The 20,342-nt window shown below is 66.1% G+C and carries 17 protein-coding genes and 1 other RNA gene; 10 read left to right on the top strand and 8 right to left on the bottom strand.

The features are described 5' to 3' along the window. Position 1 precedes the first annotated feature (1 nt). From cueR to ACED67_RS06665, 4 genes are all read right to left on the bottom strand, one after another. Positions 2-451, bottom strand: a complete 450-nt coding sequence (gene cueR / locus ACED67_RS06650) for a Cu(I)-responsive transcriptional regulator (RefSeq protein WP_395540793.1) — start codon at positions 449-451, stop codon at positions 2-4. A 232-nt stretch (positions 452-683) separates the two neighbouring features. Beyond that, on the bottom strand, positions 684-3,212 hold the full coding sequence (locus ACED67_RS06655) for a heavy metal translocating P-type ATPase (protein WP_395540794.1): 2,529 nt from the start codon (positions 3,210-3,212) through the stop codon (positions 684-686). A gap of 176 nt (positions 3,213-3,388) precedes the next feature. Beyond that, the gene (locus tag ACED67_RS06660) at positions 3,389-3,580 is read right to left on the bottom strand and encodes a heavy-metal-associated domain-containing protein (protein ID WP_395540795.1); all 192 of its coding nucleotides are present in this window, start codon (positions 3,578-3,580) and stop codon (positions 3,389-3,391) included. 104 nt (positions 3,581-3,684) lie between these two features. Further along, the gene (locus ACED67_RS06665) at positions 3,685-4,530 is read right to left on the bottom strand and encodes an arylamine N-acetyltransferase family protein (protein ID WP_395540796.1); all 846 of its coding nucleotides are present in this window, start codon (positions 4,528-4,530) and stop codon (positions 3,685-3,687) included. A gap of 193 nt (positions 4,531-4,723) precedes the next feature. Here ACED67_RS06665 and ACED67_RS06670 point away from each other — a divergent pair, with 193 nt between their 5' ends. After that, positions 4,724-5,197 (top strand): pyridoxamine 5'-phosphate oxidase family protein, encoded by a 474-nt coding sequence (locus ACED67_RS06670; RefSeq protein WP_395540797.1) that lies wholly within the window; start codon positions 4,724-4,726, stop codon positions 5,195-5,197. Beyond that, positions 5,194-6,528, top strand: coding sequence for a GAF domain-containing protein (locus tag ACED67_RS06675; protein ID WP_395540798.1), 1,335 nt, complete (start codon positions 5,194-5,196; stop codon positions 6,526-6,528). The genes ACED67_RS06670 and ACED67_RS06675 overlap by 4 nt, the downstream gene beginning before the upstream one ends. Positions 6,529-6,589: 61 nt before the next feature. On the opposite strand, the gene ffs is transcribed toward ACED67_RS06675, so the two are convergent. After that, positions 6,590-6,686, bottom strand: an RNA gene (gene ffs, locus ACED67_RS06680) — signal recognition particle sRNA small type. Between the two features lie 170 nt (positions 6,687-6,856). Here ffs and ACED67_RS06685 point away from each other — a divergent pair. Then, positions 6,857-8,230 (top strand): hypothetical protein, encoded by a 1,374-nt coding sequence (locus tag ACED67_RS06685; protein WP_395540799.1) that lies wholly within the window; start codon positions 6,857-6,859, stop codon positions 8,228-8,230. 6 nt (positions 8,231-8,236) lie between these two features. Here the strand turns inward: ACED67_RS06685 and ACED67_RS06690 are convergent, their stop codons facing one another. Continuing rightward, positions 8,237-8,881, bottom strand: coding sequence for an HAD family hydrolase (locus tag ACED67_RS06690; protein ID WP_395540800.1), 645 nt, complete (start codon positions 8,879-8,881; stop codon positions 8,237-8,239). Between the two features lie 47 nt (positions 8,882-8,928). Further along, on the bottom strand, positions 8,929-10,830 hold the full coding sequence (locus ACED67_RS06695) for a 5'-nucleotidase C-terminal domain-containing protein (protein ID WP_395540801.1): 1,902 nt from the start codon (positions 10,828-10,830) through the stop codon (positions 8,929-8,931). A 301-nt stretch (positions 10,831-11,131) separates the two neighbouring features. On the opposite strand from ACED67_RS06695, the gene nudC reads away from it, so the two are divergent. Next, entirely contained in the window at positions 11,132-12,085 is a 954-nt protein-coding gene (gene nudC / locus ACED67_RS06700) for an NAD(+) diphosphatase (protein WP_395540802.1), read from the top strand. Positions 12,086-12,196: 111 nt separating this feature from the next. Then, the gene (locus ACED67_RS06705; protein ID WP_395540803.1) at positions 12,197-12,670 is read left to right on the top strand and encodes an SRPBCC family protein; all 474 of its coding nucleotides are present in this window, start codon (positions 12,197-12,199) and stop codon (positions 12,668-12,670) included. Positions 12,671-12,685: 15 nt separating this feature from the next. Here ACED67_RS06705 and ACED67_RS06710 read toward each other — a convergent pair whose 3' ends face one another. After that, positions 12,686-13,546: a prephenate dehydratase gene (locus ACED67_RS06710; RefSeq protein WP_395540804.1), complete on the bottom strand. Its 861-nt coding sequence runs from the start codon at positions 13,544-13,546 to the stop codon at positions 12,686-12,688. 129 nt (positions 13,547-13,675) lie between these two features. Between ACED67_RS06710 and ACED67_RS06715 the strand changes: the two genes are divergently transcribed. The 5 genes from ACED67_RS06715 to ACED67_RS06735 all read left to right on the top strand — a co-directional run bounded on the left by ACED67_RS06715 (position 13,676) and on the right by ACED67_RS06735 (position 20,340). After that, entirely contained in the window at positions 13,676-14,200 is a 525-nt protein-coding gene (locus ACED67_RS06715) for a c-type cytochrome (protein ID WP_395540805.1), read from the top strand. Positions 14,201-14,363: 163 nt separating this feature from the next. Beyond that, the gene (locus ACED67_RS06720; RefSeq protein ID WP_395540806.1) at positions 14,364-16,358 is read left to right on the top strand and encodes an extracellular solute-binding protein; all 1,995 of its coding nucleotides are present in this window, start codon (positions 14,364-14,366) and stop codon (positions 16,356-16,358) included. 33 nt (positions 16,359-16,391) lie between these two features. After that, positions 16,392-17,537 (top strand): microcin C ABC transporter permease YejB, encoded by a 1,146-nt coding sequence (locus ACED67_RS06725; RefSeq protein ID WP_395540807.1) that lies wholly within the window; start codon positions 16,392-16,394, stop codon positions 17,535-17,537. Then, a complete protein-coding gene (locus ACED67_RS06730) occupies positions 17,537-18,646 on the top strand; it encodes an ABC transporter permease (protein WP_395540808.1) in 1,110 nt (369 codons plus the stop codon). The genes ACED67_RS06725 and ACED67_RS06730 overlap by 1 nt, the downstream gene beginning before the upstream one ends. Next, entirely contained in the window at positions 18,643-20,340 is a 1,698-nt protein-coding gene (locus tag ACED67_RS06735; protein ID WP_395540809.1) for an ABC transporter ATP-binding protein, read from the top strand. Before ACED67_RS06730 ends, ACED67_RS06735 begins: the two co-directional genes overlap by 4 nt. Positions 20,341-20,342: the final 2 nt, after the last annotated feature.

The following is a 20,342-nucleotide window of genomic DNA, read 5'->3' on the forward strand; positions in this document are numbered from 1 at the left end:
GTCAGCTCAGGCGGTCGAAGCCGCGCGGCTTGCGGCGTGGTCGGCGTGCCGGTTCCAGCGGTTCGGGGCTGGCGAGGGTTGTCAGGATGGGGCAGTCGGGGCGTGCATCGCCATGGCAGGTTGCGGCCAGATGTTTCAGCGTCTCGGCCATGGCTTTCAGTTCCAGCATCTTGCGCTCCAGCGCGGCCACATGGCCGAGTGCGATCTCCTTCACGTCGGCACTGGCGCGGCTGCGATCACGCCAGAGCGCCAAAAGGTCTTCGATTTGCTTGACCGTGAAGCCCAGATCGCGGGCGCGGCGCACGAAGGCCAGCGTCTGCAGGTCATTCTCGCCATAGACACGATACCCCGACATCGCGCGGGTGGCCGGGCGGATCAGCCCGGTTTCCTCGTAATAGCGGATCATCTTGGCCGAAATCCCGGTGGCCTTGGCTATTTCACCGATGTTCATGGTTGCGGTCTCCAGCATGCGGTCAGGCCCAGCCTGCGCCTTGCCACCGTTGGAAGGTCAAGCAGTTTCCGTCCTGCGCTCCGCCGATTGTGATCGGCGGCCAGAAGCGGATGCAGGCGGGCGGTGCCGGTCATCGTCGTGTGCCAGACGGCGCAGCCGTACCAGGGTGATCGGGGCGAGGCGCCGTCCGGTGTGCTGGGGCGCTCGACGGGGTTGTCGGTCATGGCAAGGCTCAGGCGGTTTGCGGGTGCGACGGGCGCAGGTCTTCGGACGCCGCCTCCTGCGCGGGAATGGCGGCGTCGAATCGCTTCAGTCGGAGCGCGTTGGCAAGAACGAACACCGAAGACAGCGCCATGGCTCCGGCGGCGAGCATCGGCGACAGAAGCATGCCCCAAAGCGGATAGAGCGCACCTGCGGCAACCGGGATCAATGCCGCATTATAGGCAAAGGCCCAGAACAGGTTCTGGCGGATGTTGCGCAGGGTGGCGCGCGACAGGCCGATCGCCCGCGCCACCCCGCGCAGATCACCGCCGGTCAACACGACATCGGCGCTTTCAATGGCGATGTCGGTGCCGGTGCCGACCGCAAGGCCCACATCTGCCTCGGCCAGGGCGGGGGCGTCGTTGATGCCGTCGCCGACGAAGGCCACGCGCTGACCATCGGCCCGCAGCTTGGCGAGGGCGGCGACCTTGCCCGCGGGGAGGACCTCGGCGATGACCTCGTCTATGGCCAGCTCGGTCGCGATGGCCTGGGCGGTGCGGGCATTGTCACCCGTGATCATGGCGACCTTGATCCCCATGCGGTGAAGCGCGGCAAGGGCGGTAGGGGTGGTCGGCTTGACGCGGTCGGCCACGGCAATCAGGGCGGCCAGCCTGCCGTCGATTGCGGCGTAAAGCGGGCTACGGGCACGTATCGAAAGCGCTGCCGCCTGCGCCAAGAAGGGCGCAAGGTCCAGGCCCAGGTCTTGCATGAACCGCTCGGAGCCGATCTCGACCCGATGCCCCGCGACTTGCGCCCGGATGCCGTGGCCGGCAAGTGCCTCAAACCCCGTCGTGACAGGCAAAGCCAGCCCGTCCTTGCGTGCCGCCGTGACGATGGCGGTCGCAATCGGATGCTCCGATCCGGCTTCGGCTGCCGCAACCAGCGCCAGCACTTCGGCCCTGTCATGACCCTCGCCTACGATAAGATCGGTCAAGACGGGCTTCCCCTCGGTCAGCGTGCCGGTCTTGTCCAAGGCGACGATCTGAACCCCGCTCAGCGATTGCAGCGCCTCGCCGTTGCGGAACAGGATGCCCAGCTCGGCGGCGCGGCCGGTGCCGACCATGATCGAGGTCGGCGTGGCGAGGCCCATGGCGCAGGGGCAGGCGATGATCAGGACGGCGACGGCATTGACCAGCGCGAATGGCAGGGCAGGTTCGGGCCCCCAGAGCGCCCAGAACGCAAAGGTCAATGTGGCGGCAAGCATCACGGCGGGCACGAACCACAGGGTCACGCGATCAACCACCGCCTGGATCGGAAGTTTCGCCCCCTGTGCGGATTCCACCATGCGGATGATCTGCGACAACATCATTTCGCTTCCCACCTTTTCGGCGCGGAAGGTGAAGCTGCCGGTGCCGTTGATCGTGCCGCCGGTGACTGGTGCGCCTTCGGCCTTCTTCACTGGCACGGGTTCGCCGGTGAGCATCGCTTCGTCGACATGCGATGCCCCGGACAGGACCGTGCCATCCACCGGCACGCGATCACCGGGACGGACCAGCAGGATGTCGCCCGATCGGACGTCTTCCAGAGGAAGGTCGACGAAGGCCTCTCCGCGCTGGACACGGGCGGTCTTGGCCTGAAGCCCCATCAACCGGCTGATCGCTTCGGAGGTGCGGCCCTTGGCCTTGGCCTCAAGGAAGCGCCCCAGCAGGATCAGCGTGACAATAACCGCAGAAGCCTCGAAATAGACATTCGCCGTGCCTTCGGGCAGCAGGTCCGAGGCGAAGACCGCCACAGTCGAATAGGCCCAGGCAGCGCTGGACCCCAACATCACCAGCGCGTTCATGTCTGGCGCTGCCCTCAGAAGCGCCGGGAGACCCTTGCGGTAGAAGCGCAGACCGGGGCCGAATTGCACCAGCGTCGCAAGAAGGAAATACAACAGGTAGAGAGGAGTCTGGCCGAAAGTCATGGCCAGCCATTGATGCAAAGCGGGGATGGCATGGCTGCCCATTTCCAGCAGGAAGATCGGCAGGGTCAGGGCGCCCGCGATCAGCAGGTCGCGTTTCAGGCCTGCAGTCTCGGCGTCGCGTTCTGCTTTTCTGTCCGACCCGGCTGAGGTGATCCGTCGTGGCGTATAGCCCGCAGTGCGGATCGCGGCCTCTATGGTCGGCACGATTTCGGTCTGGACTGATGCAAGCCGCAACGTGGCCCGTTCCGTGGCGAGGTTGACGCTGGCCGAGAGCACACCTGGAACGGCGGCGAGCCCGCGTTCGACACGGGCGACACAGGAGGCGCAGGTCATGCCATCGATACCGATCTCCAGCGTTTCGGGGGCGACCTCGTATCCCGTGGCGCGGATCGCCGCCGTCACGGCGGTGCGGACCGGCGCGCCGCTATAGGCGATCTGCGCCCGTTCCGTGGCAAGGTTCACCCGCGCCGAGGCAACGCCGGGAACGCGCGCGATGGCCTTCTCGACGCGCAGGACGCAGGAGGCGCAGGTCATGCCAAGGATCGCGATGCTGTCAGTGCCGCTGTCCGGCAGCGGGGCGAACATGTCTTTCATGATTGGTCTCCTGACGGGACAGATATCGTGCGACTCACCTTCTGGGACTTCCAATGATGGGAAGGTCAAGGGCGCAAAACTGCCGTGCGATCAGATGGCGCGCCGGAGCGTAAAAGGATGGGGCCGAAAGGGTTTCTCCCTTCGGCCCCATGGGGTCTTGCAGCGGGTATCGCGGGTCAGGCGGGCGGGAAGCCGGCCTCGGCCAGCGCCGTTTTCACCGCCTCCGGGCTGGCGCCGGTCGTCACGCGCACCTTATGGGCGGCAGGGTCGGCCTCGACCGTGGCGGCCGGGTCCACCGCCTTGATCGCGGCCGTCACGCCCCGGGCGCAGCCGCCGCAGGTCATGCTGGGGAGGGTCAGTTCGAGCATGGCTTTCTCCATCCTGTCAGATCGGCAAGGGTGCCGTTGCGCCGAGATGGGGCTTGCCAAGCTGGCAAGGTCAAGGGCCTGCCGCGGGCATTTTCATGCGCGGATCAGGCCGCCTGGGCTTGCGTCACCTCGCGGATGCGATCCCAGACCCTCGCCACCTGCGGCACGTCCAGATCGAACACCGTGTCCAGCACCTCGGCAAGCTGGTCGGCCGAGGTCAGGCGCTGTTCGCTGTCTTCCGTCGCTTTTACCCGGCGCAGCCGGTCATTGTGCAGGGCGACATAGCCGGTCTCGGTATGGCGCAGCACCGCCAGCGCGCCGGTGAAGGGCGAGGCCGGGTCCTGCATCAGCCAGCCATGTGCCGCGATCAGCGCCGCCTCGTTCTGGTGGTCGGGACGGAAGTCAAAGCTCTTCGCGATGCCGCGGGCATGGTTGTTGAAGCGCAGCCAGCCGCCATCGGCCGGGGTGATCGAGAAATCGAAGCCGCGCTGGCGGATCGGCCCGACCACCAGCGGAACCGGGGCGATGATCGCATCGGCCACGCCCACCTCGGCCAGCCAGGGCTGGTCCAGATCGACGCGCAGCGTCAGGTGGTTGCCGATCGCCAGATCGCCCAGGATCTCGCGGTTGACGCCGCCGCACAGCCGGGTGACGCGGTAGCCAAGCCCGGCAAGAACCTCGCCGAAGAGACCGTTCATCTCGAAGCACCAGCCGCCGCGGCGGCCTTCGACCATCTTGCCAAAGGCGGCAGCGGGCGTGAAACCCGAGCGCCAGCCCATGAAGGCATCCAGCGCCTCGAAGCTGAAAGTCAGCAGATGGGCGCGGTGCAGGGCACGCAGGAAGCCAAGATCGATCTCCTGCGGGCGCGGCAGCCCGACGCGGGCAAGGTAGGCGTCGATCTGGCGCGGGGTAAGGGTCATCAGGTTCTCACTCCAGGTGTCATGCGTCATCGGTCGGTCTCCTTCTGTCAGGACCGGTGGATCGGGATCGGGGTTTCGGGTGCAGGCCCCGGGATGCGGGGAAAGTGCCGGGGGATGATAGCAGGGGGCGACCGCAGCGCTTCCTAAATGAACCTGCAAGGCGGTGCGGGAATCCTAAAAGCTTGCTAAGAAGGAGAGAAGAAGCCGGCGGGGAAGGTGCGGCGTGCGGATCGACGACAGCCTGGCCAGCTTTTTCGACCGGCCCCTGATGTGCATCCTGGCGGCGGCGGATCGCGAGGGGCGGCCCGGCGCCGGGCGCGGCATCGGCTTTCGGCTGCTGCCGGGGCGCGAGGCGATCGAGGTCATCTTCTCGGCCTGGCAATGGCCTCGACTCGAGGCCGCCATTGCCGAGGGCGGCAAGCTGGCCGCGACCTTTGTCAGCCCCTCGGATTATGTGAGCTTCCAGATCAAGGGCCGTGCGACGCTGCGCGAGACTGCGGCAGGGGATCTGGACAGGGCCAAGGACTTCATGGCCCGCGCGACTGGCGAGCTTGCCGCGCTGGGTGTCGACCCGGCGGTGATCGCGCCCTGGCTGACCGAGCAGGGCGCGCGGGTCGCGGTGTTGGAGATCACCGAAATCTATGTGCAGACGCCCGGGCCGCAGGCCGGGATGCGGGCGGGGGCCGATACGCCATGAGCCTGCGCCTGGCCGATCTTGCCACCTGTTTCGAAGGAGTCATCCCCTCGATCATTGCCACGGCGGCGGCGGATGGGATGCCGAATGTGTCCTATCTGTCGCATGTGGTTCGGGTGGATGACGATCATGTCGCGCTGTCGAACCAGTTCTTCGCCAAGACGGCGGCGAATGTGCGGGCCAATCCGCAGGTCCTGCTGATCCTGGTCGACGGGCTGACCGGCGCGCAGTACCAGCTTGACATCAGCTTTGTCCGTTCTGTCGATGCCGGACCGCTGTTCGGGCGGATCGCGCGCCAGCTCAAGGCGAGCAGCGCCCAGGTCGGCATGGCAGAGGTGATGCGTTTGCGCAGCGCCGACATCTTCCGCGTCCACACAATTGCCGCCGTGCCCTCGCCCGGTGGCACAACCCCGGTCGTCCGTCCCGCGCCGGACCTCATGGCGCTGGCGGGGGCGGTGGCGGCGATCGAACGGCAGGTCAGTGCCGAGGGGGTCATCGACAGCCTTCTGGCGGCGGTGCGGCAGATCCTGGGCTGCGATCATGCCCTGGTGCTGGTGCCCGACGTGCCGCGCGGGGTTCTGATCACCATGGGCAGCATGGGCTATGCGCGTTCGGGGCTGGGCTCTGAAGTGGCGATGGACGAGGGGCTGATCGGCGAGGCGGCCGTCAGCGGCGTGACGATCAAGGTCAGCGACATGAGCCGCGTACGCCGCTTGGGCGCCGCGATGGGGCTTGAGGCCGACGAGGCCGAAAATGCCAGCCGCAGCGTGGCTTTCCCTGTCCTGCCCGGCACCATGAGCCAGATCGCCCTGCCGATGCTGGCGCGGGGTGGGCTTGCGGGGGTGCTTTTTGCGGAAAGCACGGCACGGCTGGCATTCCGAGACGAGGATGAGGCTGTGCTTCAGATCCTTGCCGCACAGGCGGCGGGTGCGCTGCGGGCGGTGGAGCGCGAGGCGGATACCGAACGGGCCGCCCTCCCGGTCGGTGCCGCCAAGCCGGGGGTCGGCCGCGGCATCCGCGTCGTGCACCACCGCTTTGACGACAGCGTTTTCGTCGACGGAGTCTATGTGATCAAGGGCGTTGCCGGGCTGTTGCTGCGGCAGATGTTGCATTGGCATCAGGCCGAGGGCCGCAATGTGTTCAGCAACCGCGAGCTGCGGCTGGCTCTGGGGGCCAGGATGCCCGATATCAAGGACAATCTGGAGACCCGGCTTCTGCTGCTGCGTCGCCGACTGGAGGAAAAGGGCGCCGCCCTTCGGCTGGAACGCGCGGGCCGGGGGCAGGTGCGGCTGGTGCTGGAGGGCCCGCTGGTGCTGGAGGCCGAGCGGGATTGAGCGGCAAGGATAGGGAAGGGGTGCGATCCCCCGGATGCGCCCGGGCTGAGAGCGGGGCGAAGGTGAGAGGCTGGACAGCGACCCAAACGGATCTCGTTACGGCTGCTTCCTTCCGGACCTGACCGGGTTGGCGAGGCGCTCGCCCGCGCCAACCTCTCGCGGCCCATATAGGCGCGGGCGCGAGGATTCGCAAGCGCGCCGCTCTGCGCGCGGGGGGCTATGCGTGCGCGGCCAGGGGGCATAGGCTTGGCACAAGGCACGGGAGGCCAAGGGCCGCGGCGGTGATGCGGCACCCCCCGCGCGCGGTGGAGAGGAAGGGTGGGCGGCGATGACCCGGTTGATGCGGATGGACTGGCCCGAAGGCGGCACGCCCGACCTGCCGCCGGGCTTCACTCTGGCAGAAGCCGAGGCGCGGCTGGCGGCCACGCGCGTGGCGATGACGGCGCGAGGCCATGCTGCGCTGGTGGTCTATGGCGACCGTGAACATGCGGCCAACCTGCACTGGCTGACCGGTTTCGATCCGCGTTTCGAAGAGGCGGTGCTGGTGATCGGGCCGGATGCGGCGCATCTTCTGGCCGGCAACGAATGCCTGGCCTGGACCGAGGTGTCGCCGCTGGTGCAGGCGGGCCATGTGCGGCCCGTCCATTGCGCCAGCCTGTCGCTGCCCTCGCAGCCGCGGGGCGGGGCGCGGCTTTCAGATCTGCTGGCGCCGCTGGTGCCGCGCGGGGCCAGGATCGGTGTGGCCGGGTGGAAATGGTTCGGGCCGGACGAGGTGGACGATCCCGCCACTGCACTGGACGTTCCGGCCTTTCTGGCCGATCCGCTGCGGGCGCGGGCGGGCCGGGCCGAGAATGCGACCGATCTGTTCCAGCATCCGGGCCATGGCCTGCGCGCGCGGATCGGCGCGGCCGACATCGCCCGGCTGGAATTCGCCAACCACATGGCGGCGGCGGCGCTGAAGCGGATGGTCTTTGCCTTTCGCGAAGGCATGACTGATTTCGCCGCCATCGAGGCGGCACGGATCGGCGGGTTGCCGCTGGGCTGCCATGCCACATTCGCCACCGGCGCGCGCGCCCATCTGGGCCTGTCGGGGCCAAGTGGCGAGCGGTTGGAGCTGGGCCAGCCCGTCAGCTTCAATATCGCCCATTGGGGAGCGAACATCTGCCGGGCTGGCTGGCTGGCGCGTGGTGCCGAGGACCTGCCAGTCGCGGCGGGCGACTATTTCGAGGCCTTTGTCCTGCCCTATCTGGCCGCCATGTCGGACTGGTGCGGTCTGATGCGGCCCGGTGTGGCGGGCGGCGCGGTCTGGGCGCGGATGCAGGAGATTCTGCCTTACGAGACCTTTGGCATCAGCCTGAACCCGGGCCATCTGATCGGGCTTGAGGAATGGGTTTCCTCGCCGATCTACGAGGGGTCGGACATTTCGCTCGCCTCGGGCATGGCGATGCAGATGGATGTGATCCCCGGCCACACCATCTATGGCTCGACCCGGATGGAGGATGGTTATGTGCTGGCGGATGACGACCTGCGGGCTGAACTGACCGCGCGGTTTCCCAATGTCGCGCGGCGGATTGAGGTGCGGGCACGCTTCATGCGCGACCAGATCGGCATGGATGTGCCTGACACGCTGCTGCCCCTTGCCGATACATGCGGCATCCTCGCGCCCTGGCTTTTGGACCCCGCACAGGTGGCGGCGCTGTAGGCGGGCTCAGTCGATCAGGCCTGCCATGCGGGCGCCTTCCATCAGGTCGGCGGCGAGGTGATGGGCGTGCAGGCCCGTCACCTCGCCCTGATCGGGCACCTGCACAACGGTACACCCCGCGCGCCGCGCGGCTTCGGCGCCGGTGTCGCTGTCCTCGAAGACCAGGCAGGCGCGGGGGGACAGGCCCAGCCGCTCGGCCGCAAGCAGATAGGGGGCGGGGTCGGGCTTGGGCGCGGTCACGTCATCCAGCGAGATCACCAGTTCGAAGCGCCGGGCAATGCCTGCAATCGCCAGCTTGCGATGTGCGCCGGGGCGCCCGGTTGAGGTGACGATGGCCCGGCGGCGGCCATCGGTCGCGTCCAGCAATTCTGTAGCGCCGGGTTTCAGCGGCAGGCCGTCTTCCACCGCCGCGGCGAAAGCCGTGCCCCATGCGGCGCGAATCGCGCCCAGATCCGCCGCGGGCAAAGCCGCGCGCAGGATCTCTTCTGAGGTCGGTTCATCGCGCCCGACCAGCCGGTGCAGAAGGTCGATTTCAACCGGATGCCCCGCATCGGCAAAGGCGGCAAGGCCAGTGCGCAGCGCCAGCGCTTCGGTGTCGATCAGCGTGCCGTCGAGATCGAAGAGAAGGGCCTCATAGATCGGGGTCGACATGACTGTCCTGCCTTGTGCCTGCGGTGCTGCCCGGGCGGCTTAGCGGATCACAGCCGCAGGCGAAAGCGGTGAAAGCCTTCTTCGCTGATCCCGATGGCTTCCGGCGACAGATGCTTCACTTCGCCCTGATGGTCCAGCGCCCCCGCCCCGGCATCGAGCAGCACCGATGCCCCCGGCACCGGAGTGAAGGACCAGCCCGGCCCGGTTTCGGCGGCAACCTCGCCCGTCGCGCGAAGATAATCGGTCAGCACCGTCGTCACCAGCGGTCCGGCGGCCAGCAGCGTCTCGCCCGCCAGCGGGCCCAACCGGCCGATCTGATAGCTGTTCGTCGCCAGCACCAGCCGCGCGCGCGGCGACAGGGGGCGACCGTCCAGCTTCAGATCGCGGATGCGGCCCGGCTGGCCGCGCGGGCGTGACAGGTCGATCTGGTAGCTGAGGCCCGGAATCGATTCAAAGCCATAGCTCGACAGCGCGGCATCGATCAGCGGCTGGTCGGCCTGGCCGGGCAGGACCTGATGAAAGAGATTTGTCGCCAGTTCAAGGCGGGACAGGATCTCCGCGCCGGTGATCAGCGTCGCCGCGATGGCATTGGGAAAGGGGTAAAGGTCGAAGACATGCCGGATCGACAGTACGCCCGCCGGTATGTCGGTAAAGTTCAGCGGCCCACCTCGTCCACCCACGCGGAAAGGCGTGACCGAGGCGAGGATCGGCAGGTCGGCTTCGGGCCGACCCTGCAACATGCGCGCCACATGGTCACGCTTGGCGGCCGCGACAAGCCGCATCGCCTGTACATCGGCGGCCAGCGCGAACTGGGTCGACAATGCGATGCGGCTGTGCCCGATCACCAGCCGCGTCCAGCCCAGGACCGAGCGGTGGTCGGCCTCGAGCGCACGGCGCAGCGGCAGGGCATTTTGACGGATGGTCGTCGGTGGCAATCCGGCCAGCACTTCCGAGGTGCTCTGGCAGCGCGATTGCGCGGCGGTCACCTGCCAACCGCCCGCGGCATTGGGGACAAGCGCTAGATCGACAATGCCCAGATGGCTGCCCGAATGGCCCGGCTGTACGGCAGGCTTGCCCGCTAGCCGCCCGCGCTGGGCATCGACGCGCGGGTCGGAACTTGGTTGGCCGTTGGGAAAGACCTGATGGCTGTGACCTGCGATGACCACGTCAATCTCGGGCAGGGCCGCAATCTCGGTGGCCAGAGCCTCGTCGGGATGGTCCTGCGTCGGGGTGCCGATGCCGCTATGGGCCAGGCAGACGACAAGCTGGGCTCCAGTCTGACGCATCTCTCGCGCCCAGGCCTGGGCCGCCTCAAGCATCGGGCGAACTTCCAGCCGTCCTGCCAGATGACCATGATCCCAGTTCAGGATCTGGGGCGGGGTCAGGCCAAGAACGCCAACCAGAATGCGCCGCCGCCGACCGTCGCTGCCCAGCAGCTCGCGCGGGATCAGCGCATAGGGCTGCACCAGCAGCCGGTCGCGCGGCGGCGTCTCGCCCAGCGTCAGGGCTACATTGGCCGACAGCAGCGGAAAGCGCGCCGTGGTCAGCGCGGCCCGCAGCCGTGCGAGACCATAGTTGAATTCGTGATTGCCCAGGGCGACGGCATCGTAACCCAGGGTATTGAACGCCACGACGGCCGGATGTGCCCGTCGTCGCCGCCGCCCCGAAGCCGCAAATTCGGCCATGGCCGAACCCTGAAGGAAGTCGCCGTTGTCAAGCAGGATCGCGGCCGGCGATTCGGCCCGGGCTGCGGCGATCAAGCTGGCAGTCTGGGCAAGGCCCATGCCAAATTGCGGGCTGTTTGTGGCATAGTCAAAGGAAAGAAGCTGCGAATGCAGATCGGTCGTGGCCAGAAGCCGCAAATGGTGAAGAGGGGCGGTTGAGGGCGTTGTGGACTTGGCCGGCCTGAGGGGCTGGGGCCGAGATGCGTACGGGTTGTCCTGCGTCATCGCGAAACTCACGGTGCCCCGGCGGGGCTAATTCTTGCCTTGGAGCCTACGGTCACAAGGCATCCTACTGGAAACAGCCCAAGGTTGTCATTGCTTCGCGCGAGGGGCAAGGAAAATGCGCGGTATTCCAATGCTTTTCATCTAACGGTTGCGTTTCGCACGAAAGCGCGCATCGCCCTTCCAGCCGGGCTTTCGCCGCGCGGGCCGACATGGCAGGAAGATGCGGCGAACGCGGGGCTCAAGCGGCGGGCCGGATGGCCCGGGCGCGGCCTGCGGGCCACGGCAAGGGGATGGCGGCAGGATGCAGGATAGGCGCAATCTGGCCTTTGCAGGCGATGGCGGACTTGACCGCGGGCAGGCCCTGCGGGGCGATGCTGCGGCACAGGCCAGGCTCTGGGCGGCAGGGCTTGTCCTGCCCTTCTGGCGCGGAAGTCCTGCCCTGTCCGCGACCGGGCTGGTGTGGGTCGCCAGCGATCATGCCGTGATCGACGGCGCGGCGGCACCGATCTTTCTGGGACTGGACGTCGAAGGCCGGGGCCGCTTTGCCGCTGATCTGTCACAGTGGCAGCCCGAGGCGCCGGTCGCTGCCGGAGCGAATCCCTTCGATGCCGGGCGCCAGACCCATCCTGCCCTGCCCGAGACCCAGGCCTTCGCCGATCTCCGCCAGGCACTGATGCTTCTGACACCGGTCGAGGGTGAGCTGGCCGCCATGGCCAAAGCGCTGGTCGAATGGCATCGCAGCCACGCCTTCTGCGCGGTCTGCGGCGCGGCTTCGCTGCCCGAGGCGGCGGGCTGGCACCGGCGTTGCCCCGCCTGCAACAGCCAGCATTTCCCGCGCACCGATCCGGTGGTGATCATGCTGGTCACGTCCGGCAACCGCGCCCTGATGGGGCGCAGTCCGGGCTGGCCCGAGAAGATGTATTCCTGCCTCGCCGGCTTCATCGAGCCGGGTGAGACCATGGAAGCCGCCGTCCGCCGCGAAGTGGCCGAGGAAACCGGCGTGGCCTGCGGTGCCGTCTCCTATGTCGCCAGTCAGCCCTGGCCCTTCCCGGCCTCGCTGATGCTGGCTTGCAAAACCGAGGCGCTGGACGAGGCGATCACCTTGGACCCGGCCGAGCTCGAGGATGCCTTCTGGATCAGCCGTGAGGATCTGGCCGAGGTCTTTGCTGGGCGGCATGACCGAATGCGCCCGCCGCGTCAGGGTGCCATCGCGCAATTCCTCATGGCGAACTGGCTTGCCGGACGGCTGGATTGACGCAAGATTGTCTTGGGCCGATGTGCAGGCGGTGATCCTTTTGCCGCGGCGGGTCCGACAACACCAGAATCCACCCGCAAGGGGCGCGCAGCGACGGGGACAGGCCGCAGAATGAAATTGACCACCCGCCAGGATATCGAGGCCCCGCTGGACTTCGTCTATGCGCAAATGTCGGATTTCGCTCAGTTCGAGCGCATGGCGATGCGCCGTGGGGCTGAGATCGAGCGCAGCGACAAGCTGGAGCAGGACGGGCCGGGCATGGGATGGCGGGTGAAGTTTTCCTTCCGCGGCAAGACGCGCAAGCTGGCCCTGCGCGTTGCCGATGCTCAGCCTGACAGTTTTCTGGCCTATGGGATCGAGGGCCAGGCCATCTCGGGCGACGCGCGGGTCGAGTTTATGGCGCTGTCGCCGCGCCGCACGCGGCTGACCATCGCGGGCGAAGTGCGCCCGAAAACGCTGGCCGCGCGGCTGATGCTGCAATCCTTGCGGCTGGCGCGGGGGCGGGTGCAGAAACGCATCGACGGCGCCGCGGGCAAGCTGGCGACGTTGATCGAGGACAAGTTCCGCAACCCCGGCCAGCGGTGAGGGCGCGCCCGCGGTTCAGCGCTTGCGATCGGCCGGATAGACGCCCAGGATATTCAGCTCGGTCGTGAAGAAGCCCAGCTCCTCCAGCGCGCGGGCCACGGCCGCGTCTTCGGGATGGCCCTCGATATCGGCGTAGAATTCCGTCGCGGTGAAGCTGCCGCCGACCATATAGCTTTCCAGCTTGGTCATGTTCACCCCGTTGGTGGCAAATCCGCCCAGCGCCTTGTACAGCGCCGCCGGAATATTGCGCACCCGGAAGGTGAAGGTGGTGATCATGTCCTGGGCGCGGCGGCTGCGATCGGCCTCGCGCGACATAACCAGAAAACGCGTCGTGTTGTTCTTGTGATCCTCGATATGGCGGGCCAGCACGTCCAGGCCGTAGATCTCGGCCGCAAGTTCGCTGGCCAGAGCCGCCCGCTCTTTCAGCCCAGCCTCGGCGACTTCGCGCGCGGCGCGGGCATTGTCGCTCGAGACTTTGCCCTTGATGCCGTGCACCTTCAGGAAGCCCGCGCATTGCGGCAGGATGACCACATGGCCATGCGCCTCGGTCACGTCTTCCAGCTTCGCGCCCTTCACGCCCAGCAGGTTCACATGCACCCGGACGAAGGCCTCGTCCACGATATGCAGGCCGGCACGCGGCAGAAGGCTGTGCACATCGGCGACACGGCCATAGGTCGAATTCTCGACCGCCAACATCCCCAGCTCCACCTCGCCGGATCGCGTCATCTCGACCACATCCTCGAAGGTCTGGCAGGGCACCACCTCCCAGCCCGGTCGGGCCTGGGCGCAGGCCTGATGCGAATAGGCGCCCGGCTCACCCTGAAAGGCGATCCGGCCCGGGCTGTCGGCGGAAGGGGCGTCGGGTTTGGCCGTCATGCGCGGGTGCTCCGTCCTTGGCCTGCCGAAAAGGGCGGCAGGGGCGTTTCGTCGCGCTCCTACACCTTGCGCAACATGGGGGGAAGCATATAGAAACCCCGCGACGGACGGCCAAGGGAAGCAAGCGACATGTTCGACACGATGACGGCGACCAAGACTGTTGGGGCGGTTTGCGGGGCGCTGCTGGTGTTCCTGCTGGGCAACTGGGCCGCGACCTCGATCTATGCGATGAGCTCGGGCGGCCATGGCGCCGAAGGCGAAAGCACCCAGGCCTATACGATCGACACCGGTGCCGCTGCTCCGGCCGCCGAGGCAGGCCCGGCGATCGATGTGCCCGCTGTGCTGGCTGCGGGCGATGCCGCCGCGGGCGAAAAGGTCTTTGGCAAGTGCAAGGCGTGCCACAGCATCGAGGCCAAGGATGGCACCGGCCCGCATCTGAACGGTGTGGTCGGTCGCCCGATCGCCACGGTCGAGGGCTTCGCCTATTCCGACTCGATGGCCGCGCATCACCCGGCGGTCTGGGATCCGGAAACCCTGTTCCACTTCCTGGAAAACCCCAAGGCTTTCGCCGCCGACACCAAGATGAAATTCGCAGGGCTGCCGAAGCCCGAGGATCGGGCGAACCTGATCGCCTTCCTCACCCAGCACCCCTAAGGGTATTCCCGTTGCGGAACGCCAAGGCCGTGCCCGAAAGGCGCGGCCTTTTTGATTGCCGCGCGGTCAAGGACACGTTTCCCTCACGCATTCGCGCCTTTTCCATCGACATTCCGCGCTCTAGCATCACAGACTGCGACCGAGTTTGCGGCGGAGGGGTTTGATGGCGGCGAATATGCGGGTTCTGGTCCAGGATGATCGGGCTGCGAAAGGGTGCGCGGCACTGACGGGCGGGTTTCTCGCCGGAGCGCTGCTCCTGGCATTGTCCGGGGTCGCCCGCGCTCAGGACCCGACGGACACCCCCACCCCCGCGCCCGACGCCGCCCCTGCGGCAGATGCGGCGACGGCGCCGGGCGGCGACCAGAAAATCATCGTCGCGCATGGCATCTCGACTTTCGGCGACCTGGCGCTGCCCGCCGACTTCGCCCATCTGCCCTATGTGAACCCCGATGCGCCCAAGGGGGGCGAGATCAGCGAATGGGCCTCGGGGACCTTCGACAGCTTCAACCCCTATGCCATCGCGGGCAATGCCGCCGCCCTGTCCTCGATCTTCTACGAATCCATCCTCTCGGGCACGGCGGATGACGTCAGCGCCGCCTATTGCCTGATGTGCACGACGATGGAATACCCCGAGGATCGCAGCTGGGTGATCTTCAACCTGCGCAAGGACGTGACCTTCTCGGACGGCTCGCCGCTGACCGCGGAAGACGTGCTCTTTAGCCACAACCTGTTCATGGAAAAGGGCATCCCGGAATATCGCAGCGTCGCGGGCGGCAAGTTCCAGTCGGTCGAGGTGCTGGATCCCTACCGCATCAAGTTCACCTTCACCCCCGGCACCCCCTTCCGTGACATGCCTGCCCAGGCCGGCAGCGGGCCGATCTTTTCCAAAAAGGATTACGAAGAGCATAACCGCGATCTTGAGAAATCGAGCCTCGAGCCCTTCCTCGGCACCGGCCCCTATGTGCTGGAAAGCATGCGCCCGGGCCAGCAGGTGATCTTTGCGCGCAACCCGAAATACTGGGGAGAGAAGCACCCGCTGAACGTCGGCCAGAACAATTTCGACCGCATCCGCATCGAATATTTCGCCGATGACAACGCGGCCTTCGAGGCGTTCAAGGCTGGCGTCTACACCTTCCGCACCGAAAGCCTGCCGAAACGCTGGGCGCAGGAGTTCGACTTCCCCTCGGTCAAGTCCGGCGGCGTGGTCAAGGAAACCATTCCCAGCGGCAACATCGCCGGCGGGGAATCGATCATCTTCAACCTGCGCCGCCCGCAATTCCAGGACCCGAAGGTGCGCGAGGCGCTGGGTCTGATGTTCAACTTCGAATGGACCAACAAGGCGATCTTCTACGGGCTGTTCGCCCGGACGAATTCGATCTGGGAAAATTCGGACATGGCCGCCACTGGCACGCCGACGCCCGAGGAAGCCGCCATCCTCAAACCCCTGGTGGATGAAGGGCTGCTGCCTGCCAGCATCCTAACGGATGAGGTGCCGATGGGCTCGGTCTCAAGCGAGGCGAATGCGCTGGACCGCCGCAACCTGCGCAAGGCCTCGGCGCTCTTAGACGAAGCGGGCTGGGTCGCCGGCGCCGACGGAATCCGCCGCAATGCCAAGGGTGAGCCGCTGCGGATGGACATGATCCACACAAGGACCGATCTTCTGCCGGTGATGCTGGCCTATGTGGAAAACCTGAAGGCCATCGGCGTGCAGGCCAGCTTCGAGCTGATTGACGACGCACAGCTGCAACAGCGCGCCAGCCCGCCCAGCTTCGATTTCGACGCGCTGCCGACCACCGTGGTCAATGGCGGGCTGGAACCCGGCGGCGTGCTGAAACAGGCCTGGGATTCGATCGCCAAGGACAATTCCAGTCGCAATCGCATGGGCTATGCCAATCCGGCGGTCGACAAGATTCTGGACCTTGTGGACAGCGCCTCCAGCAGGGAAGAGTTGACGAATGTCATCCGCGCGCTGGACAGGGTGTTGCGGTCGGAATACGTGGTGGTGCCGCGCTATTTCAAACGCGACAGCTGGGTGGCCTATTACAACATGTATGATCATCCGCAAAACTTGCCCCCCTATGCGGTAGGAGAGCTTGCCTTCTGGTGGTACAACCCCGAAAAGGCCGATGCTTTGCGCGCCAATGGCACGTTGAAGTGACCGTGTCCTGACCTAGCGGGGGCAGACCGAACCTTGGGCGCCTATATCCTTCGCCGGCTTCTCCTCGTGATCCCGACGCTGATCGGGATCATGGTGATCAATTTCGCGCTGACGCAATTCGTGCCCGGCGGCCCGATCGACCAGGTGCGTGCCCGGTTCGAGGGGGGCGGCGATGCGATCGATTCCATCGGGGGCACCGAAGGCGGCGGCGTGCAGGATGACAGCGCGGGCTATGCCGGTGCCCGCGGCCTGCCCCCCGAATTCCTGGCCAAGCTTAAGGTCCAGTTCGGCTTCTCGCGCGTGGTCTGCGATGCGGGTTTCACCGGAACGCCCAGCCTGAAGGCACCGGAATGCCACGAAGAGCCGATCCCTGCGCTGGAACGCTTCTTCATCATGATGGGCAAGTTCCTGGTCTTCGATTTCGGCGACAGCTATTTCCAGGGCAAAAGCGTGGTTGGGCTGATCCTCGACAAGATGCCGGTCTCGATCACGCTCGGCCTCTGGGCCACGCTCATCTCCTATCTCGTGTCGATCCCGCTTGGCATCCGCAAGGCGGTGCATGACGGTTCGCGCTTTGACACCTGGACCTCTGGCATCATCATCGCGGCCTATTCGATCCCGTCCTTCCTGTTCGCCATCCTCTTGATGGTGCTCTTTGCGGGCGGGTCCTATTTCCAGTGGTTCCCGCTGCGCGGCCTGACCTCGTCAAACTGGGACAACCTGAGCCTTGTGGGCAAGGTGGCCGATTACCTCTGGCATATCGTGCTGCCGGTCTCGGCCCTGCTGATTTCGGGCTTCGCCACATTGACGCTGCTGACGAAGAACAGCTTCCTCGACGAGATCCGCAAGCAATATGTGATGACCGCCCGCGCCAAGGGCCTGTCCGAAGGCCGCGTGCTGTACGGCCATGTCTTCCGCAATGCGATGCTGCTGGTGATCTCGGGCTTTCCGGCGCTGTTCCTGTCGGTCTTCTTCGGCTCGTCCCTGCTGATCGAGGTGATCTTCTCGCTCGACGGGCTGGGGCAGCTTTCGTACCGTGCCATCCTTGACCGTGACTATCCGATCATCTTCGGCACGCTTTACGCCTTTGGCCTGATCGGGCTGGTGATGGGGATCGTGTCGGATCTGATGTATGTCTATGTCGATCCACGCATCGACTTTGAAAAGCGGGGGGGCTGATGGCGCTGTCCCCCCTGAACCAGCGCCGCTGGCGCAATTTCAAGCAGAACCGCCGCGCGGTCTGGTCGCTGGCTATCTTTGTCGTCCTCTACGGCATTTCGCTTTTTGCCGAGCTTCTGGCCAATGACCGGCCGCTTCTCGTCAAGTATCAGGACGGCTATTACATGCCCTTCCTGAACTTCTACTCTGAAAAGACCTTCGGTGGCGATCTGGGCACCGAGGCGAATTATGCCACGCCCGAGGTGCAATGCCTGATCGTCGCGGGTGGATCGCTGGATTGCTGGGACGACCCTGACGGTATCATGGCCGAGGCGCAGGACAAGGGCACGGCCAAGGGCGAACCCGTCCAGAAGGGCTGGATGGTCTGGGCACCGATCCCCTACAGCTACAACACCATCGTCAACACCGGCGGGGTGGCGCCGGGCCCGATCACGGCGCAAAACTGGCTGGGCACGGACGACACGTCGCGCGACGTGCTGGCCCGCGTGATCTATGGGTTCCGGCTTTCGGTCAGCTTCGCGCTTGTCGTCACGGTTCTGACCTCGGTCGTCGGCATCGCGGCGGGCGCGGTGCAGGGCTATTTCGGCGGCATGACCGATCTTGTCATGCAGCGCCTGATCGAGATCTGGGGCGCGACACCACAGCTTTACATCATCATCATCCTGACCTCGATCCTGTCGAAATCGGTCTGGCTTCTGGTCGTGCTAATGGTCGCCTTTGGCTGGACAGGGCTCGTCGGTGTGGTCCGGGCCGAGTTCCTGCGGGCACGCAATTTCGAATATGTGCGCGCCGCCCGCGCGCTGGGCGTGTCGGACACGCAGATCATGTTCCGCCACATCCTGCCCAATGCCATGGTCGCGACACTGACGTTCCTGCCCTTCATCGTCACCGGTGTCATCGGCTCGCTTGCCGGGCTTGACTATCTGGGCTTCGGCCTGCCCGCCAACGCGCCCTCGCTGGGGCAATTGTCGCGCCAGGCCCAGGGCAACCTGCAATCGCCGCATCTGGCCTTCACCGCCTTCTTCACCTTCGCCATCATGTTGACGCTGCTGATCTTCATCTTCGAAGGCGTGCGTGACGCCTTCGATCCCCGGAAGACCTTCAGATGAGCCTCCTTGATGTCCGCGACCTGCGGATCTCCTTCACCCAGGACGGCCGCGTGATCGAAGCGGTCAAGGGAGTCTCTTTCCGGGTGGAAAAGGGCGAGACGCTGGCCTTGGTCGGCGAAAGCGGATCGGGCAAATCGGTCACGGCCCTGTCGACCGTGCGTCTGCTGCCCGACAGCGCCCGCGTCTCGGGCCAGATCAACTGGCAGGGTCGCAATCTTGCCGGCCTGTCCGAGCGCGAATTGCGCGGCGTGCGCGGCAATGACATCAGCTTCATCTTCCAAGAGCCGATGACCTCGCTCAATCCGCTGCATGTCATCGGCCGCCAGATCACCGAGGCACTGACGCTGCATCAGGGCCTGACTGGTGAAGCCGCCATGGCCCGCGCGCTGGACCTTCTGGAGAAGGTCGGCATCCGCGACGCGAAAAACCGTCTGACCGCCTATCCGCATGAATTGTCGGGCGGGCAGCGCCAGCGGGTGATGATTGCCATGGCGCTGGCGAACAAACCGCAGCTTCTGATCGCGGATGAACCGACCACCGCGCTGGACGTGACGATCCAGGCCCAGATCCTTGACCTTCTGGCCGAGTTGAAGCGGTCGGAAGGCCTGTCGCTTCTCTTCATCACCCATGACCTGAACATCGTCCGCCGCATCGCCGACCGCGTGGCGGTGATGCAGGGCGGTGAGATCGTGGAAACCGGCCCTTCGACCCAGGTCTTCGCCGATCCTCAGCACCCTTATACAAGAAAACTGCTCGCCGCCGAAGCTGTGGGCCAACCTCGTCCGGTGGCGGCCAATGCGCCCGAAGTGGTGCGAGCCGAGAAACTGCGCATCTGGTTTCCGATCACCAAGGGCTTGCTGAAGCGCACCGTCGGCCATGTGAAGGCTGTGAACGAGGCGACGCTCTCTCTGCGCGCGGGCGAGACCCTGGGCATTGTCGGTGAAAGCGGCTCGGGCAAGACGACGCTGGCGCTCGCGTTGATGCGGCTGATCCCCTCACAGGGCAAGATCGTGTTCTTCGGCCGCGACATCACCCGGCTCGATCAGGTCCACAGCGAGGCGGCGGTCCGCAGTTCGGGCGGCCTTTCCGAAGCCGATACCTTGGGCGATGTCGCCGAAGCCGGGCTGGAGGCGCTGTTGCGCGCCCGGGGGCGCAAGGCGATGCGCGCACTGCGCCGCCATATGCAGATTGTCTTTCAGGACCCGTTCGGCAGTCTCTCGCCGCGCATGACGGCCGAAGAGATCATTGCCGAGGGGCTGGGTGTCCATGGCGTCGAACCCGGTCGCAACCGGCGCGAGATGGTGGCCGAGATCATGGCCGAAGTGGGCCTAGACCCCGCCATGATGGGCCGATACCCGCACGAGTTTTCGGGTGGCCAGCGCCAGCGCATCGCCATCGCCCGCGCCATGATCCTGCGCCCGAATCTCGTCGTGCTGGATGAACCCACCTCGGCCCTCGACATGACGGTGCAGGTCCAGATCGTCGACCTTCTGCGCAATCTTCAGGCGAAATGGGGCCTGGCCTTCATCTTCATCAGCCATGACCTGCGCGTGATCCGGGCCATGTCACATAAGGTGATGGTGATGAAGGCGGGCGATGTGGTCGAGGAAGGCTCTGTCGAGCAGGTCTTCGCCCGGCCCGCGACCGATTATACCAAAGCATTGATGAAGGCCGCCTTCGGCACGGCCGGCTAGGG

The sequence above is a fragment of the Neotabrizicola paludis genome (genome assembly GCF_044142105.1).
Lineage (GTDB): Bacteria > Pseudomonadota > Alphaproteobacteria > Rhodobacterales > Rhodobacteraceae > Pseudogemmobacter.

Excerpts from the sequence above, each read along its gene's own strand:
- ACED67_RS06655 (WP_395540794.1), bottom strand. The coding sequence starts at position 3,212 with ATGAAAGACATGTTCGCCCCGCTGCCGGACAGCGGCACTGACAGCATC.
- ACED67_RS06665 (WP_395540796.1), bottom strand. The coding sequence starts at position 4,530 with ATGACGCATGACACCTGGAGTGAGAACCTGATGACCCTTACCCCGCGC.
- cueR (WP_395540793.1), bottom strand. The coding sequence starts at position 451 with ATGAACATCGGTGAAATAGCCAAGGCCACCGGGATTTCGGCCAAGATG.
- ACED67_RS06735 (WP_395540809.1), top strand. The coding sequence starts at position 18,643 with ATGAGCCTCCTTGATGTCCGCGACCTGCGGATCTCCTTCACCCAGGAC.
- ACED67_RS06690 (WP_395540800.1), bottom strand. The coding sequence starts at position 8,881 with ATGTCGACCCCGATCTATGAGGCCCTTCTCTTCGATCTCGACGGCACG.
- nudC (WP_395540802.1), top strand. The coding sequence starts at position 11,132 with ATGCAGGATAGGCGCAATCTGGCCTTTGCAGGCGATGGCGGACTTGAC.
- ACED67_RS06695 (WP_395540801.1), bottom strand. The coding sequence starts at position 10,830 with ATGACGCAGGACAACCCGTACGCATCTCGGCCCCAGCCCCTCAGGCCG.
- ACED67_RS06730 (WP_395540808.1), top strand. The coding sequence starts at position 17,537 with ATGGCGCTGTCCCCCCTGAACCAGCGCCGCTGGCGCAATTTCAAGCAG.
- ACED67_RS06720 (WP_395540806.1), top strand. The coding sequence starts at position 14,364 with ATGGCGGCGAATATGCGGGTTCTGGTCCAGGATGATCGGGCTGCGAAA.
- ACED67_RS06715 (WP_395540805.1), top strand. The coding sequence starts at position 13,676 with ATGTTCGACACGATGACGGCGACCAAGACTGTTGGGGCGGTTTGCGGG.
- ACED67_RS06660 (WP_395540795.1), bottom strand. The coding sequence starts at position 3,580 with ATGCTCGAACTGACCCTCCCCAGCATGACCTGCGGCGGCTGCGCCCGG.
- ACED67_RS06675 (WP_395540798.1), top strand. The coding sequence starts at position 5,194 with ATGAGCCTGCGCCTGGCCGATCTTGCCACCTGTTTCGAAGGAGTCATC.
- ACED67_RS06710 (WP_395540804.1), bottom strand. The coding sequence starts at position 13,546 with ATGACGGCCAAACCCGACGCCCCTTCCGCCGACAGCCCGGGCCGGATC.
- ACED67_RS06705 (WP_395540803.1), top strand. The coding sequence starts at position 12,197 with ATGAAATTGACCACCCGCCAGGATATCGAGGCCCCGCTGGACTTCGTC.
- ACED67_RS06685 (WP_395540799.1), top strand. The coding sequence starts at position 6,857 with ATGACCCGGTTGATGCGGATGGACTGGCCCGAAGGCGGCACGCCCGAC.